Annotated in this window: 13 protein-coding genes and 1 pseudogene; 9 read left to right on the top strand and 5 right to left on the bottom strand. The window is 69.1% G+C overall.

Annotated elements, in window-relative coordinates:
- Positions 1-143: 143 nt before the first annotated feature.
- Both SYYSPA8_RS24120 and SYYSPA8_RS24115 read right to left on the bottom strand, forming a co-directional pair.
- Entirely contained in the window at positions 144-2,036 is a 1,893-nt protein-coding gene (locus tag SYYSPA8_RS24120; RefSeq protein WP_323449381.1) for an MFS transporter, read from the bottom strand.
- Between the two features lie 412 nt (positions 2,037-2,448).
- Entirely contained in the window at positions 2,449-5,019 is a 2,571-nt protein-coding gene (locus SYYSPA8_RS24115; protein WP_323449380.1) for a D-alanyl-D-alanine carboxypeptidase family protein, read from the bottom strand.
- 209 nt (positions 5,020-5,228) lie between these two features.
- On the opposite strand from SYYSPA8_RS24115, the gene SYYSPA8_RS24110 reads away from it, so the two are divergent.
- The 3 genes from SYYSPA8_RS24110 (at position 5,229) to SYYSPA8_RS24100 (ending at position 7,563) form a co-directional block, all read left to right on the top strand.
- Positions 5,229-5,948, top strand: a complete 720-nt coding sequence (locus SYYSPA8_RS24110; RefSeq protein WP_323449379.1) for a GOLPH3/VPS74 family protein — start codon at positions 5,229-5,231, stop codon at positions 5,946-5,948.
- A gap of 332 nt (positions 5,949-6,280) precedes the next feature.
- Positions 6,281-7,144 (top strand): helix-turn-helix domain-containing protein, encoded by an 864-nt coding sequence (locus tag SYYSPA8_RS24105; RefSeq protein WP_323449378.1) that lies wholly within the window; start codon positions 6,281-6,283, stop codon positions 7,142-7,144.
- 209 nt (positions 7,145-7,353) lie between these two features.
- Positions 7,354-7,563 (top strand): DUF397 domain-containing protein, encoded by a 210-nt coding sequence (locus SYYSPA8_RS24100; RefSeq protein WP_323449377.1) that lies wholly within the window; start codon positions 7,354-7,356, stop codon positions 7,561-7,563.
- Positions 7,564-7,677: 114 nt separating this feature from the next.
- Here SYYSPA8_RS24100 and SYYSPA8_RS24095 read toward each other — a convergent pair whose 3' ends face one another.
- From SYYSPA8_RS24095 to SYYSPA8_RS24085, 3 genes and pseudogenes are all read right to left on the bottom strand, one after another.
- Positions 7,678-8,535: a hypothetical protein gene (locus SYYSPA8_RS24095; RefSeq protein ID WP_323449376.1), complete on the bottom strand. Its 858-nt coding sequence runs from the start codon at positions 8,533-8,535 to the stop codon at positions 7,678-7,680.
- 130 nt (positions 8,536-8,665) lie between these two features.
- Entirely contained in the window at positions 8,666-8,866 is a 201-nt protein-coding gene (locus SYYSPA8_RS24090; RefSeq protein WP_323449375.1) for a DUF397 domain-containing protein, read from the bottom strand.
- Positions 8,863-9,698 (bottom strand): annotated as a pseudogene (locus tag SYYSPA8_RS24085) (helix-turn-helix domain-containing protein). The gene SYYSPA8_RS24090 and the pseudogene SYYSPA8_RS24085 overlap by 4 nt, the downstream one beginning before the upstream one ends.
- 100 nt (positions 9,699-9,798) lie before the next feature.
- Between SYYSPA8_RS24085 and SYYSPA8_RS24080 the strand changes: the two are divergent.
- The 6 genes from SYYSPA8_RS24080 to SYYSPA8_RS24055 all read left to right on the top strand — a co-directional run bounded on the left by SYYSPA8_RS24080 (position 9,799) and on the right by SYYSPA8_RS24055 (position 14,557).
- Positions 9,799-9,987 carry a hypothetical protein gene (locus SYYSPA8_RS24080; RefSeq protein WP_323449374.1) on the top strand — a complete coding sequence of 63 codons (189 nt, stop codon included), beginning with the start codon at positions 9,799-9,801 and terminating at the stop codon, positions 9,985-9,987.
- Positions 9,988-9,989: 2 nt separating this feature from the next.
- Positions 9,990-10,118 (top strand): hypothetical protein, encoded by a 129-nt coding sequence (locus tag SYYSPA8_RS24075; RefSeq protein WP_323449373.1) that lies wholly within the window; start codon positions 9,990-9,992, stop codon positions 10,116-10,118.
- Between the two features lie 134 nt (positions 10,119-10,252).
- Positions 10,253-10,750, top strand: a complete 498-nt coding sequence (locus SYYSPA8_RS24070; protein WP_323449372.1) for an NUDIX domain-containing protein — start codon at positions 10,253-10,255, stop codon at positions 10,748-10,750.
- A gap of 234 nt (positions 10,751-10,984) precedes the next feature.
- Complete coding sequence (locus tag SYYSPA8_RS24065; protein ID WP_323449371.1) at positions 10,985-11,491, top strand: RpiB/LacA/LacB family sugar-phosphate isomerase; 507 nt, start codon at positions 10,985-10,987, stop codon at positions 11,489-11,491.
- Positions 11,492-11,531: 40 nt separating this feature from the next.
- On the top strand, positions 11,532-12,740 hold the full coding sequence (locus tag SYYSPA8_RS24060; RefSeq protein WP_323449370.1) for a DegT/DnrJ/EryC1/StrS family aminotransferase: 1,209 nt from the start codon (positions 11,532-11,534) through the stop codon (positions 12,738-12,740).
- A 14-nt stretch (positions 12,741-12,754) separates the two neighbouring features.
- On the top strand, positions 12,755-14,557 hold the full coding sequence (locus tag SYYSPA8_RS24055) for a B12-binding domain-containing radical SAM protein (RefSeq protein WP_323449369.1): 1,803 nt from the start codon (positions 12,755-12,757) through the stop codon (positions 14,555-14,557).
- Positions 14,558-14,575 lie beyond the last annotated feature (18 nt).

Raw genomic sequence — 14,575 nt, 5'->3', positions numbered from 1 at the left:
GGCCCGCCGCATCGTTCGCACGCCATCTCACACCTGAACCACGTAGACCGACTGTTCGGTATGCCTTGGAAAACGTGTCCACTATGCATGAGGAGTCTGTGAGCCGACAGGGGTTAACGGCGGTAAGCCCCGGGACAACACACCTAGGGCTGTTCCGCGTGGAACTCCTCCGGACACGGTGTGCCGCGCTGTATGTCGTACGGGGCCGCCAGCCGGTAGGTGCCCGCCCGGGGTGCGACCAGTTCGGTCCACTCGTCGCCCTCGGCGTCCTCCGGCAGCTTGATCAGACAGCCGGCGGGGTTGGTGAAGCTCTTCGGCGAGTCCTCGGGCCGCTGCTTCGACTCCTCGGTCTCCTCCGGGCTCTCCACCTTGTCGCCGCGCTCGTCCACGAGGCCCAGCCAGGGCGAGTACGGGATCCGGATCCGGACCCGGCCCTTCTCCTTGACCTGGATGCGGACCTCGCCGGCGGTCGCCTGCTCCACGGTGGCCGGCGGGTCGGCCATCGGTACGGGGTTGCGCACCCGGAAGAGCTGCCAGTTGTGGTCGCCCCAGATCCGTTCCAGATAGGGCAGCCCGCCCTTGACCAGCTCGGCCTCCTGCTCGGCCCCGACATCGGGGGAGCCCTTGGGCAGCACGACGTAACGGACGGCCCACCGCTCCAGCCAGGCGCGGTACTCCACCGAGGTCAGCGGGTTCTCCTCGTCATAGAAGATCGGGTTCCGCTTCATGTCGGCCTGCCGGTTCCAGCCCCGGGCCAGATGGACGTACGGGGAGAGCGCGGACGCCTCCCGGTGGCTGCTGGCGGGGACGACCTCGACCCGGCCCTTCTCCGCGTCGACCTGCTTGAGCTTGTTCACCAGCGGCGCCAGCTCGAAGTTCCAGGAGGTGGTGGGAGCGGTCCGGCGGATGTCGTCCACGCCCTTGAAGCCGACCCAGACGTTCATGCCGATGAAGGCGACGACCACCGCGTACCACTTCCGGGTGCGCGGCACAGTGTACGGGAGGGCCGCGAGCAGCGCGACCCCGGCGAAGAGCATCGGCAGCCGGGAGATGTTCGTCCCGATCTGCGAGTCGATGGCCCAGGCCAGGAAGACCCCGAGCGCGTAGACGGCCGAGCTGACCCGGACCGTGCGCCACTCCTTCGGTACGAGGAGGAAGACCAGCACGCCGTAGAGGAACGGCAGCACGGACGAGGCGATCGACATCGGCTGCGTCCCCGAGAACGGGAACAGCCAGGCCGAGATCCCCACCACCGCGACCGGCGGCAGACCGATCGTGTACGAACCGGGCCTGCGCCCGTTGAGGAAGAGCGCGGCGGCGATCAGCCCGAGGAAGAGCCCGGCGACCGGGCTGGAGGCGGTGGCGAGCGCCGCGAGCGGGGCCGCGACCGCGCCCTTCGCCCACCGCTTGTCCCGCCAGCGGCGCGGCCAGCAGAAGACGGCGGCGACGGCGCCGACCGCGAACATCATGCCGAGGCCGAAGGTGGTCCGGCCCGACAGCGCGTTGCAGAGGAAGGCGAAGGCCCCGGCGAGCGAGCACAGCAGCGGATTGCGCACGGCCCGCACCCGGACCAGGATCAGCGCGGTCAGGGCCGAGGAGAGGGTGCCGACGACCATCATGGTCGGCCGCACCCCGACGAGCGACATCAGATACGGCGAGACGAAGCTGTACGAGACCGGGTGCATCCCGCCGTACCAGGCCAGGTTGTACGCCGAGCCCGGGTGCCGGCCGACGAACTCGGCCCAGGCGTCCTGGGCCGCCAGATCGCCGCCGCTGTTGGCGAAGAAGAAGAACCAGAGCACGTGGGCGACGGCCGCGACGGCGGTCGTCACCAGGACGGGCCTGCGCGACAGCCGGTCCCGGAGATCGGCGAACGCGTCCGGGGCGCTCCCGCCGGGGCCGCCCACCGGTTCCTGTATTCGGCCTGCCGGTCCGCTGTCCGACGGTCCGCTGTCCGACGGTCCGCCGTCCGCCGGCCCGTCGGGTCCTGGCCGGGTGCCGGGGCCTCCCGTCCGGACCGGCTCAGCAGTGCTCACTGCGGTTCTCTCCCCGTCTCCCGGTCCGGCGGTGCCGTGGCCGTCCGGGTACGTCCGTGCGCGTCCGTGTGTCCGTTCACGGATGCGCCCCTGTCTGCGTCTGTGCTTGCGTCTGTCGGTGGATCTCGGCGGATCTCGGTCGTGCGGCCCGCGGTGTCCCGCCGGCCGCCGGCCTCCCGGGGCGCTCCGGCAGGGTGCGGTACGACGCTTCCGGCGCCCTCCCGGCACTTCCGCCGGTGCTCCGGTTGTCGTGCGTCCTCCCGCACCGGGCGGCACCGGCCCTTCGGTGAAGGACGCGCCTCCGGCACGCGGGGGTTGCCCGGACGCTAACACGAGGGCGCCCCGGCAAGCCGGGACGCCCTCGGTGATACGGCTGGATACACCAGGTAATTCGGGTGCCTTCCGGGGCGGCTCAGCCGACCCGGGTGAGCCTGTCCATGATCCCGGCCTCCATGAGATCCGTCTGGAGCGCGACCGGCGCGGTCAGCCGGCCGGCGCCGGTGCCGACCGTGATCCGGCCGACGATGTCGCCCGGGGAGCCGGTGCGCGGCACGCCCTCGCCCGCGTCGTCGATCGATATCTCGACCTTGTGGCCCGCCCAGCCGATCGCCTTCAGATCCTTGGTGGCGACCACCGGGACGCTGCTGCCGAGACCGTTGTGGATCTCGCCGACGACGGCGCCCTTCTTGATGATCGTGTCCGAGGTCACGGCGTCCTGCGTCGCGTCGATCACCCGGCCGCTGTGCTCCATGGAGAGGTTCAGCTTCTCCTTGAGCTGCTTGCCGGTCTGCACGCCGAACGTCGCCCCGTACAGCCGGTGCAGCCTGCCGTCGACCTCGGTGGTCGCCGACCAGAGGAAGTTGCCGCCGGCCGGGGTCGACGAGCCGGTCTTGATCCCCCCGACGTCGTCCCGCATCAGGATGCCGTCGGCGGTGTTGTAGAGGGTGCCGGGGAAGCCGGGCGGGTTGATCTGGGTGCTGTTGACGATGGCCCGGAAGACATCGTTCTCCATGGCGGCGGCGGCCAGCTTGATCTGGTCGAGCGGGGTGGAGACGGTCGTCTTCTTCAGACCGCTCGGGTCGGTGTAGACCGTGTCGTTCATCCCCAGCTCCTTCGCGGCGGCGTTCATCTTCGCCACGAACGCCTTCTCGGAGCCGGCGTCCCAGCGCGCGAGCTGCCGCGCCACGTTGTTCGCGGAGCGGACCATCACGAGTTCGAGCAGCTGGCGCTGGGTGTACTCCATGCCCGCCGGGACGGGCTCGACGGACTCGTCGTTCTTGAGCCGCCCGTACTCGTCGGCCGTCCGCTGCTCGATCTTGATCTTCGGGCCCGTCTGCTCGCCCTTGAGGGGGTGCTCCTTGAGGATGACGTACGCGGTCATCGTCTTGGCGACGCTCGCGATCGGCGCGGGCTTGCGGGAGCCGTACGCGGCGACCGTGCCGACGCCGTCGACCGCGACCGCGCCCCGGCCGTCGCCCTCGGGGAGGGGCAGGTCGAGCTTGCCGCCCTTGAAGGTGAAGGCGGGGTCCGCCGTCAGCCGCAGCTCGGGGGCGGGGAGCGGGCGCATCACCTGGACGACGCCGAAGGCGATCAGCAGCAGCACCACCAGTGGCGTCCAGATCTTGATCCGGCGGGCCAGGGAGCGCAGGGGGGTCGGCGGGGTGTTCGTCAGCTGGGCGAGCAGATCGAGCGGGGGCGGGAAGTCCTGCGGGCCGTGCAGGCCGTGCGGATCCTTCTGCCCCTGCGGACCCTGCGATGCCTGCTGATCCGGTGAGGGGAGCGGCTGCTGACGGGTCCGCTCGGCCTCGGCGGGCCCGGGCTTGCCCTGGGCGGGCACGGCGGCCGGGACCTTGGCCGCGGCAGCCGTGTCGTTCCTGCTGCCGTCCTTGCTGTCCTTGCCGTCCTTGACGCCCTTGACGCCCTTGCCGGCCTTGCTGTCGGTGGTGTCGGTGGTGCTCTCGCCCCGGCTCCAGGACGGCCGCCGGATGTCGTCGTCCGTGCGCAGGGGTACGAAGGTACTCGTCCGCTCGGTGTCCTTCTCCGCGTCCTTCTCGGCACCCTTCCCGGCGCCCTTCCCGGCGTCGGCGGTCGCGTCCTTGGCCTTGGCCGCCTCGGCACGCGGGGCGGGGGGCTTGCGGAGCGCGGTGGTGGGCTGGTCGACGGCCGGCTTGCCGGGGGCCTTGAGCAGGGTGGTGGGGTGATCGGTGGCGGGCTCGGGCTCCGCCTTCCCCTTCGGCTCCTTTGGCTCCTTTGGCTCCTTCGGGGCATCGTCGGCGTCATCGGCATCGGAAGCCCGAACCGGCTCGTCCGACTCCTCCGCGTCCGTACCGGCGCTCTCGTCCTCGTCCCCGGTCTCGTCCTCGGTCTCGTCCTCGGTCTCGTCCTCGGAGTCCGGGTCGTCGCCCGCCACCCGTACCTCGGGCAGCAGTGCCGTCTCCTCGGCGGGATCCACGGAGGAGTCGGAAGAATCGGAGGAGTCGGAGGAGTCGGCGGTCACCTCGGGCAGCACGGCGGTCTCGTCGGCGGAACCTTCCGGTCCGGCCGCTGCCTTCCCGCTGCCGCTGCCGCTGTCGCCGTCTCCGTCGCCGTCTCCGTCACCGTCGCTGTCGTCTTCGCGCTTCGGCTCGTCGTCCGCCGAAGCCACCCACGCCGCCACGGCCGACCGCAGCGCCTGATCGGTCTCCACCGAGCCCGTCTCCGTGCCCGGCTCCCGCACCAGCGCGACCGTCTTGCCGCTCCCCTTCGCGGAGCCGCCCCCGGCGGCCTGCCGGCCCGGCAGCTTGAAGACGGCCGTCGGCTGATCGGTCTCCCGCGCCGGGGCCTCGTCCCGCTCCTCGGGAGCGTCCGGCTTCCGCGGCGTGTCCGACCGGCCGGCCATGGCGAGTCTCGGGTCCCGTTCGACCGGAGCCGTCTCCCCCGGCGACTTCCGCTGCTCCGACCTGTCGGGGGACTCGCCCGCCACCGTGCCTCCTCCATCAGTCATGCGCCGCTGCCCTACGTGCGCACCGTCGGGCGCCGGAAGCGACAGCCCGTGTTGTCCGAACCATCTCTCAGTGTCCTGTGTGGGAACCCGGCCCCTCTGCCTAGACGAGAACGACATACCTATCGGTTCCCATACAAAGCGCACAGGCGCTCTCGACAGACCAATGTGAGAGGCGTCACCCTGTCATTCATCCACGCGGGGAGGCATGGATGGGCAGGAGCCGCAGAACACTTCCGGAAGAGCTTCTGCTGCTCGCTCTGGACCCGACCACGGGTACCACAGCGCAGCCGCAGTCGCTCGACCTCGGCCTTGCCGGAGCACAGCTAGTGGAGCTGGCTCTGGCAGGGCGGATAGCCCCAGACGGGGATCGTATCGCCGTGGTGATGCCACGGCCGACCGGAGATCCAACTCTGGACTCCGCACTGGAGCTGCTGCGCAGACGCGGCAGTCCGGTTCGGGCGGTCCACTGGATCGGCGGGCCCCGGCTGGGGCTGCGTCAGATCTACCTGCTGCACCTGGAGAGGTGCGGCATGGTCCATGCCGTGGCGGGCCAGATGTGCGGGGTGCTGCCGACGACTCGCTATCAGGCGACGGACACGGCGATCAGCCGCGACATCCGCTCACGGCTGGACAGTGCGATCCGGACCGGTGTGCCGCCGGACCCGAGGACCGCGGCGCTGGCCGCCCTGGCCCACGCGGTCGGGCTCGGCAAGCATCTGTACCCGGGCAATGAGGGCCGTTCCTCGCGATCCCGGCTGCGGGATCTCATCCGGCACGACCCGATGGGCGGACTGGTGGCGCACGCCGTCATGGATGTCCAGAACGGTGTGGCCGCGCAGCCACGCCGCGCCCCCGCGCCAGCCGGCCGACAACCGGCCGTCTCGATGCAGGCCCGCCGTGGCGGCATGGCCCGCGTCGCCGCGCATTGAATCGCACACGTCCCACCCGGATTCTCACATCTCCTTTTCGCACCGACCCCGTACCGTGATGCCTCGGGCTCCGGTGCCGGGACCGACCGACCGACCGCTCCGTGCGACGGTCGCGCCATGACACGAACCGCCCGGACGTACGGGATCGCGGCACCGCCGCCCGTACGGCCGGGCGGTGATGCGAGCGCCCGTACGAGAATTCCCCTGCCGAGCGCGGCGGATGATGTCATGAATGCCGCCGTATGGCGATTCCTCAGCGCGGTCGAGCGGTTTGGTGGCAGTCTGCTGAGCAGTACATACGCTCAGCGAATCAAGCCGGAGGTGCAGTTTCCGTGGCGTCCAACGTCAATCCCACCGTCAGGAGACGCCGATTGGGCCTGGAGCTGCGCCGGCTCCGTGAGCTGAAAGGCATGACCGCCGAAGAGGTCGCCGAACGCCTGCTGGTGTCGCAGTCGAAGATCAGTCGCCTGGAGAACGGCCGTCGCTCGATCAGTCAGCGCGATGTCCGCGATCTGTGCGGAGTCTACGAGGTCGACGACCACCGTATCGTCGACTCGCTGATGCAAATGGCCAAGGACTCACGCCAGCAGGGCTGGTGGCACGCCTTCGGCGATATCCCGTACAGCGTCTACATCGGCCTGGAGACGGACGCGGCGAGCCTGCGGGTCTACGAACCGCAGGTGGTCCCGGGTCTGTTGCAGACCCGTCCGTACGCCGAGTCGCTGATCGCGGGCGCCCTCCCGGAGAGCGGTTCGGCGGACATCGAGAAGCGCGTCAATGTGCGGATGCGCCGCCAGGACCGGGTGCACGCGGAGGAGCTGCCGCTGCGCCTGTGGGCGGTGGTGGACGAGGCCGCGCTGCACCGGATCGTCGGCGGCAAGGCGCTCATGCGCGAACAGCTGGAATACCTGATCGAGCTGTCCCGGCTGCCGCATGTCACCGTGCAGGTACTCCCGTTCGAGATGGGTGCCCATCCGGGCATCAACGGTCAGTACGCGATCCTCGAATTCCCGGACGCGACCGATTCGAGCGTGGTTTATATCGAGGGCGTCACCAGTGACCTCTATCTGGAGAAGGCCAACGATGTGCACAAGTACACCGTCATGTACGAGCATCTGCGCGCCCAGGCCCTCAACGCGGACCAATCGCGGTCCTTCATCGAGAACATCGCCAAGCAGTACACGATGACCCCTTAAGGCGGAGAAACGCGGACCGAGTGGGTGGGGGTGGGTGCGGGAGCGCAAGGTACACCCCCACCACCTGCGGGCGGAAGAGTCGCCTGGAATATGCCATCCGACCGAGTGAAACCATGCCTCGCCGGGCAGTTGCGACGAGTAGCGTCCAGCCCGTCAAGCACCGGCAAAATCGTTGGTGCACTCACATCACTCGCCGAAGCGGAGCGGAAATGGCAATCATCGAAGGAGCCACGGAGTCCTGGACGAAGTCCTCGTACTCCGGGGGCAACGGGGCTTGCGTGGAAGTCAAGTCCCCGGTCACCCGGGCGATTTCCGTACGGGACTCCAAGGTCACGACGGGTCCGGAGATCACCTTCGTCCCCGGCTCGTGGAACGCGTTCGTGAGCGAGGTGTCGCAGGGCGCGTTCGACCTCGGCTGAGCCACACCGAGTCGTCCGCGCCTGTGGCGCACACCTGACACAGAGCCCTCTCGACCGGTCCGCCGTCCTGGCCGAGGGGGCTCGGCCATGCCCTTCTCCGGGTCGCTGCCCCCGTCAGCGCAGCTCGTCCACGTACCGGTCGGTCCCCGGCACCGTGGGCACGAACGGCGCCAGCAGCTCCATCCGCCCGAGGCCCGACGCCGCGATCTCCTCGTCGATCCCCCCGAATGCCTGCTCCCACCGTTCCCTCGGGTCCTCCTCCAGGAACCAGAGCAGCGTCAGCCGGGTGTCGACCCCGGCCACCTGCGGCACATAGCTCATCCGGTCCAGCGGCAGCGGCGTCGGCCGGAACACGGCCACAAGCCCGGTTCCCTTCGCCGGCCCGGCGAGCCGCTTCGGCAGCAGCCTTGCCCGCAGCCACTCCAGCAGCGCGGCCCGCTCCTCCGGCCCGTCGGCGTCGATGACCTGGAGCACCAGCCCCCGGTACGGATGATCCAGCGCATGCCGGTCACGCGGCCCGGCCGCCCCGTCCCGGTAGATCGTGGCCTCGTGGTCCTGGAAGGCTGTGAAGACATGCGTCCGCGCCCGGTGCACCCGGCCGTCCCGGTTCAGCCGCTTGTTGATGGCCACCGTCCAGCGCATGTGGTCCTCGTAGCGCCCCGCCGTGATCCAGTACACGGACAGATAGCACCCACCGGTGACCGGCCGCGCCACCGCCGACTCCTCCGGCTGCCGTAACTCCCGCAGCTCCCGGGTCGCCACCCAGCGCCGGCCGGCGAAGATCCAGGGCATCGCCATCGCGCCCGCGTAGTAGTGGTCGTCCTCGTACCAGCGGTTGTACGCGTACTCGTGGCCCGGGTGGGGCTCGACCAGGGTGATCAGGGCGTGCCCGGGGTTCGTCCCGTACGGGCCGCGCGCGGCGAGGTCCCCGTAGGGGTTGCTCGGGGTGGCGGTCGGGGTCTCCTCGGTCATGCTGTCCCGCCACCTCTCGTCCGCGTCCCTCCATTCTGACGATTCGTCAGCTACTTTGCCAGGGTGGCGACGCGATCGAGCCCCGCACCTCGGGGTGGGAGGTACGGGGCTCGGGGGCGCGGTTCCGGAACTACAGCTCGACGGACTGGGCGAGCGTGACCAGTCCGGCGAAGGCGTCGGCGGAGACCATCAGGGCCGGGCCGCCGGGACGCTTGCTGTCCCGGACGGGGACGACACCGGTGGCGGACGCATGGCCCGGGGCCCACTCGACACACTGACCACCATTGCCACTGTAGGAAGACTTGATCCAGTTGAAAGGTTCGGTCGTCACGAGGTGCCCTTTCGTACCTGATTGATCACGGCCAAAGACTCAGCCTGCGAGAGTGCGTGCTTCTGAAGGTGATGGTAGTCCGTCAACGCAGGTACCACGAAGCGTCCATCGCGCTCCAGATAGCCCCGTAGGCGGCCTCCGCGTAGAACATGATCGACCGGTCCGACATCGTTAGCACCGTTACCGGCAGGTTGAACGGGCGGCGCTCCCCCATGGTGAAGGGAGCGATTTGCAGCAAGTGATTCGGGTGGCTGGCAAACTCAACCAATCGCGCCAGCTGCGCTTCCATCAGGGCAGGTCCCCCGACAGTCCTGCGGATGCAACTCTCGTCCAGCACTGCGTGGATCAGCGGTGGGGGCGTCCGGTCGAGGGCCGCCTGGCGCTCCGCGACCACCGTGATTCGCTCGCGCGCCTGCTCAGCCGTGAGGGCCCCTCGATCAACGCTGCTTGTCTCGACTGCCGCTGCGTACTCCGGCGTCTGGAGCAGCCCTGGGATGACACCCACCTCGTAGAGCCTGATCTCTGCCGCTCGGCCCTCGTACCCAACGTACTCCGGGAAGCCTTCCAGCAGTGCGCCGTGGCGGATCTCGCGCCACTGCCGCTCGAATGTGTTCACTATTCCGTCGAGCCCAAAGGCAGCATCAGCGCTGCGCGCAAAGCGCAAGCTAGCTAGTTTCCGACCAGTTTCGACAGCCGAGATGTGACCGCTCGAAAATTCCATCTGAACGGCCAGGTCCTCCTGCTTCCAACCCCGCATCTCGCGCGAGCTGCGAAGCCGGGCCCCGAAGGCGGCCTCCGGCGACGATTCCGGGTCCAGTTCCTTTCGGTTCACCACACGAGCACCAACCTTCCTAGCCTGCCAGCCACGTTGATGCACTCCCAACTCTCGGCGACGCTGATTTCGCTTGGTGGTGGCGAGGCTACGGAGAGGAATGGCTGTGCTCAAGGGTGAACTGACGGTCGGCGATCTCGCGTTCGACATCGTGGCGAAGATGTTGGGAAGGGTTATGGCGGTGTACGGGTCGGTGTACTTCCTGCGGCCGGTGAATGGCGGGCGGGAGTGGGAGGCGTCGCGGGAGGAGATCCGCCCGGCGTCGGTGCGCGACCGGCAGCTGGTGTGACGGTGGCCCGGCGTTTGCGGCGGCTCATATCCCGCCGCGTACGGGTGGCGGTCGCCGTGACGCTCTACCTGGGCACGGTCGGCCTGCTGCTCACGGCGGCACTCCCGGTCCTGAGGCCGCCCGCCCTGTGACCCCACCCCCTCAGACGCCGCTCACGCGCCCGCCCCGCGTGTGAGCGGCCCCGGGGCCCCGGCCGTCCCTCCCCCGCACCGGGGCCGGCCGGGACCCCACCCCCTCATCCCCCTTGTGTCCGAAGGAGACACCCATGGCACACGCCGACATCGACCCCACCGCACCGCCCCGCCGCCGGATCGGAGCCGTGGTCCTCGTCCAGGACCCGGCCGGCCGGATCCTGCTCGTGAAGCCCACGTACAAGCCCGGCTGGCAGCTCCCCGGGGGCGGAGCCCACGCCGGCGAACCGGTCGCCGAGGCCGCCGAACGCGAACTCGCCCAGGAAACGAGCCTGCGGCTGAGGATCAGCCACTTCCTCGCCCTCGACCAGATCCCCGCCAACCCCACCACCGGCACCGCCGAAGGCTTCAACATCGTCTGCGACGGCGGCACCCTCACCCGCTCCCACGCGGACACCGCCACCATCCCCGAACCCGCCCGCACCGAACTCGAAGACCTCCACTGGATCCCCCTCGGCCAACTCGGCGAATACGCCCGCCCCTACCAGGAACGCCGCATCCGAGCCGCCCTCCACGCCCAACAACGCCGCGAATCCCTCCCCCTCCTCCACCACGGCACACCCATCCTCTGACCCGGGCCTGCCTGCCGCCAGCCCCCGACCCCCTGCGCCTCAAACGCGGCAACCGCTCGCAAGAGCGACCCGCTCCCTTCCCCTCCGTCATCACCTCCCCCTACCCTGACGTCCCGTCAGGGATTCTGCCCGAGCAGGGAGGGCATCCAGCTGGTCTCTCTACTCGTGGCCGCTCTCGCCCCACCCTCGCAGCGATCTGCCCTGTGATCCCCTTACTGCCCAAGGAGGACGCGCATGCGCCCGCAGGGGAACCAGCTCCGTCTGGTCGTCGGATCCGATGCGGCAGGTCGCGAGTACAGGAACGCCCTTGCTTCTGACCTGCGTGCGAATCCTCTGGTCGCCACCGTTGTCGACATCGGATCCGATGACCGGGCCCGCCGCCCGTATCCGGAGGTCGCCTTCGCTGCCGGACAGCTCATCGCCGGGGGCCAGGTGGACCGCGCTCTGCTGGTGTGCCACACGGGCCTCGGCATGGCCATCGCGGCCAACAAGGTCCAAGGCATCCGGGCCGTCACCGCCCACGACTCGCTGTCCGTCCGGGTCTCGGTGCTCTCCAACAACGCCCAGGTACTCGCCTTCGGCCAAGGGATCATCGGACTCGCACTGGCCCGGCGACTGGCGGCGGAGTGGCTCACCTACCGCTTCGAGGCCACGTCCTCGGCCGCTGTGAAGATCGAGGCGATCCACGCCTTCGAAGACCAGCGTTTTCCCGCCGCTACCACCCCGGATCAGCCCCGCTGAACCACAGACCTTCACGCTCCCCACAAGGGAGGACCCGTCGATGCCCACGAATCCCGCTACGGTGCCGCGTTCAACGGCACACCTGCGCTGGCCGGTGGAACCAGCTCAAGGCGGCTGGTACACCGAGGCCGAGCACGAGGCCGTCCGCCAGGTTCTTGCCGAGTCCGACGACTGGCGGACCGGCTGGAAGTCCGCCACGACCACCGATGTCTTCGAGGACGCCTTCGCCGCTTACACCGGAGCCGCCCACGCGGTGGCGTTCAACTCGGGCGGCACGGCGCTGGAGATGGTGATGCGCTACCTCCAGCTCACGCCCGGGGACGAGGTGGTCTCCTGCGCGATCAACTTCGTCGGCCCTCACCTCGCGGTCATCGGCCAGGGGGGCAACCTGATCCTCGCCGAACCCGACCCGCTCACTCTCAACCTGGATCCTGTCGATACAGAGCGGGTGCTCACCGCCCGTACCAGGGCGATCCTGATCACCCACTGGAACGGTGCCGCAGTCGACCTACGGCCCTTCCTCGCTCTCGCCGAACGTCACCCCCACCCCGTGCACGGCCCGCCACCGGTCATCGTGGACGCCGCTCGGTGCTGCGGCGGGCGCACGCCGACCGGCCGGGTGGTCGGGTCCGAGGGCTGGGCCACGATCTTCAGCTTCGAGTCGAAGAAGCTCATGACCACCTTCGGCCAGGGCGGCATGGTCACCACCAGTGATCAGTCCCTCGCCGACCGACTGCGCACCCTGCGCACCTATGGCGGCCTGGACCGCTGGGGCACCAATCAGATGATGACGAAGGCACAGGCCGCAGTGGGCCTGGTTCAGCTCGCCCGGCTGGACGAGATGAACGCAGCACGTATCGACCGGGCCCATCACCGCACCCGGCGCCTGGCCCGCGTCGCCGAGCTGACTCTTCCCCCTACCCGGCACGGGCGGAAGCACCTGTACTACCGGCACAACCTCCTCGTGCCGGCTTCCTGGACCGGTGACGGCCGGGACAAGTTGATGAACCTGCTCGCCGAGCGGCATGGCGTCGGCAGCATCGTCAGCGACCCGGTGACCTACCTCGGCCACCGCCTGATCCGCCACCACACCACCGGCCAGCGCTGCCCCCGAGCCGAACAGTTGGCGGCCCGCCTGCTGTGCCCCTGCCTCCACCCGCGCATGACGCCCGAGGACGAGACCGCGATCTGCGATGCGATCCAGCAGGCCACTGCGCACATCGCCCGAACCTATGGCACCGGCGAGTGAGAGGACGTACCCCTGTGTCCCAGCTCCAGCAGGAAACCGATGCCATCCGGGCGAGGGAGATCCTCGTCGCCGACCCCTATCCGCCCAAGGACCCCACCGGACTATTGCGCATGGTGTTCCTGATGCCCTTCGGGCACGCCTACAGCCTGATGTGCAACGGCCCGATGAGTCTGTACGACCTTGTCAACCGCACGCCCGACATCCCTGCGGTCGCCGAACGTGCCATCCAGTACGACTGCCTGATCCACGACGGGAACCGGCTCACCACCCCCGACGGCGAGCCCTACCGCAGCATCGAATCGGCCGACCCGGTCCGCGAGGCCGACATTATCGGGATCTCCGTCGTCAACGCCGGCGACCTCCACAGCGTGCTCCGCCTTCTGGATCTCGCCGGCATCCCCCGCCGCACCGCCGACCGGACCCCCGGAATCCACCCCCTGGTCGTTGGCGGGAACAGCGGCTTGGCCAACCCGGAGCCCATGGCCGACTACCTCGATGTCGTGGCCATCGGCGAAGCTGAACAGTCCCTCCCCGAACTGCTCCGCATCCTCCACGAACACCGCACCCTGTTCGACACAGACATCTCGCTCCATGAGCGGATCGCCCGCGTCCCCGGCCTGTACGTGCCCTCGATGTACGTGTGCGACTTCCTACCCGGCGGCGGGGTGAGTACGGTCCAGCCCTGCAAGCCAACCGTCCCAGCAACAGTCCAGGCCCAGTACCTCAGCGTCTCCGATCTGCACCCCGCCCACTTCTGCTACCCCATTACCGACGGCACTGCCGCCGGAATTCACCCCGTCCTCGGCTGCCGGCACGCCTGTGGCTTCTGCAACCTCGGCGTCCCTGACTTCCGCCAGACCCCCCTCAGCCTCCTCACCGACTACATCGACCGGCTCGAACACCACAAAGTCCGGAAGATCATCATCAGCGCGCCGACGTTCACCCAGTACAAGCACCGCCGGCCCTTGCTGGAGCACATCCGCGCCTACGCGGGCCGGGCGGCGGCCGAAGGAGAAAAGGTCACCACGATCATCGGCTCCATCCGCGCGGATGAGATCAGCGCCGACTACCTCGAATCCGTGATCGAGCTCGGCGACTTCGGCCACTTGTTCACCGAGCTGAACCTGACCCAGGCCCGAAAGATCATCACCATCGCCCCCGAATGGGCCACCCCCGACCTCGTCGCCCTGTACGGCAAGACCCAGCAGCGTGAGCGCGTGGACAAGGCAATCGACTTGTGTCGTCAGAGCGGACACATCAACACGATCATGCTCTACTTCATCGTCGGAGCCCCTGGCGAGCGCCCTGCCGACAGGCTCGCCATCGCTGACTACGCCCGCGATGTCCGCGACCGGCTCGGCCATCCGGACGGCACGGTCATCGTCAAGCTCCAACAGTTCATGCCCAAGCCCGGCACCCTGAGCCAGCGCCTGCGCATGGCCGACCCGGACGTGGTCCGCGTCTACGGCGACCAGGTCGGCGAGCGGCTGCGCGAGCTGGTCGGTGACACCGATTACGAGCGGTACTACCGCGTACTCCACGGCGAGACGAGCCGGATGCACCTCGAAGTGGTCTGCTCACGCGGGGACCGGCGCATCGGCCACATCTTGGAGGACCTCTACGACGCCGGTACCGATCCAGGCACTCTCACCAAGGAGCACCTGCTGAAAGCACTGGCCGAACGGGACCTGAATTACGACCGCCACCTGCGGCACATGGACGATCCCGTACTGCCATGGCACACGGTCAACCGCGTCAATCCGGCCGCCGAGCAGGAGTTCGCCGCCGCTCTCACCGCCCGGGAGGCCCAGGAGTGAAAGGACGGCTGCCACTGC

This window comes from Streptomyces yaizuensis, from assembly GCF_034961445.1.
GTDB lineage: Bacteria > Actinomycetota > Actinomycetes > Streptomycetales > Streptomycetaceae > Streptomyces > Streptomyces yaizuensis.
This window is presented reverse-complemented; position numbering and strand designations above follow the sequence as displayed.

Coding starts and splice junctions, on each gene's coding strand:
- SYYSPA8_RS24115 (WP_323449380.1), bottom strand. CDS start 5,019: ATGACTGATGGAGGAGGCACGGTGGCGGGCGAGTCCCCCGACAGGTCG.
- SYYSPA8_RS24110 (WP_323449379.1), top strand. CDS start 5,229: ATGGGCAGGAGCCGCAGAACACTTCCGGAAGAGCTTCTGCTGCTCGCT.
- SYYSPA8_RS24100 (WP_323449377.1), top strand. CDS start 7,354: ATGGCAATCATCGAAGGAGCCACGGAGTCCTGGACGAAGTCCTCGTAC.
- SYYSPA8_RS24095 (WP_323449376.1), bottom strand. CDS start 8,535: ATGACCGAGGAGACCCCGACCGCCACCCCGAGCAACCCCTACGGGGAC.
- SYYSPA8_RS24080 (WP_323449374.1), top strand. CDS start 9,799: ATGGCTGTGCTCAAGGGTGAACTGACGGTCGGCGATCTCGCGTTCGAC.
- SYYSPA8_RS24070 (WP_323449372.1), top strand. CDS start 10,253: ATGGCACACGCCGACATCGACCCCACCGCACCGCCCCGCCGCCGGATC.
- SYYSPA8_RS24065 (WP_323449371.1), top strand. CDS start 10,985: ATGCGCCCGCAGGGGAACCAGCTCCGTCTGGTCGTCGGATCCGATGCG.
- SYYSPA8_RS24060 (WP_323449370.1), top strand. CDS start 11,532: ATGCCCACGAATCCCGCTACGGTGCCGCGTTCAACGGCACACCTGCGC.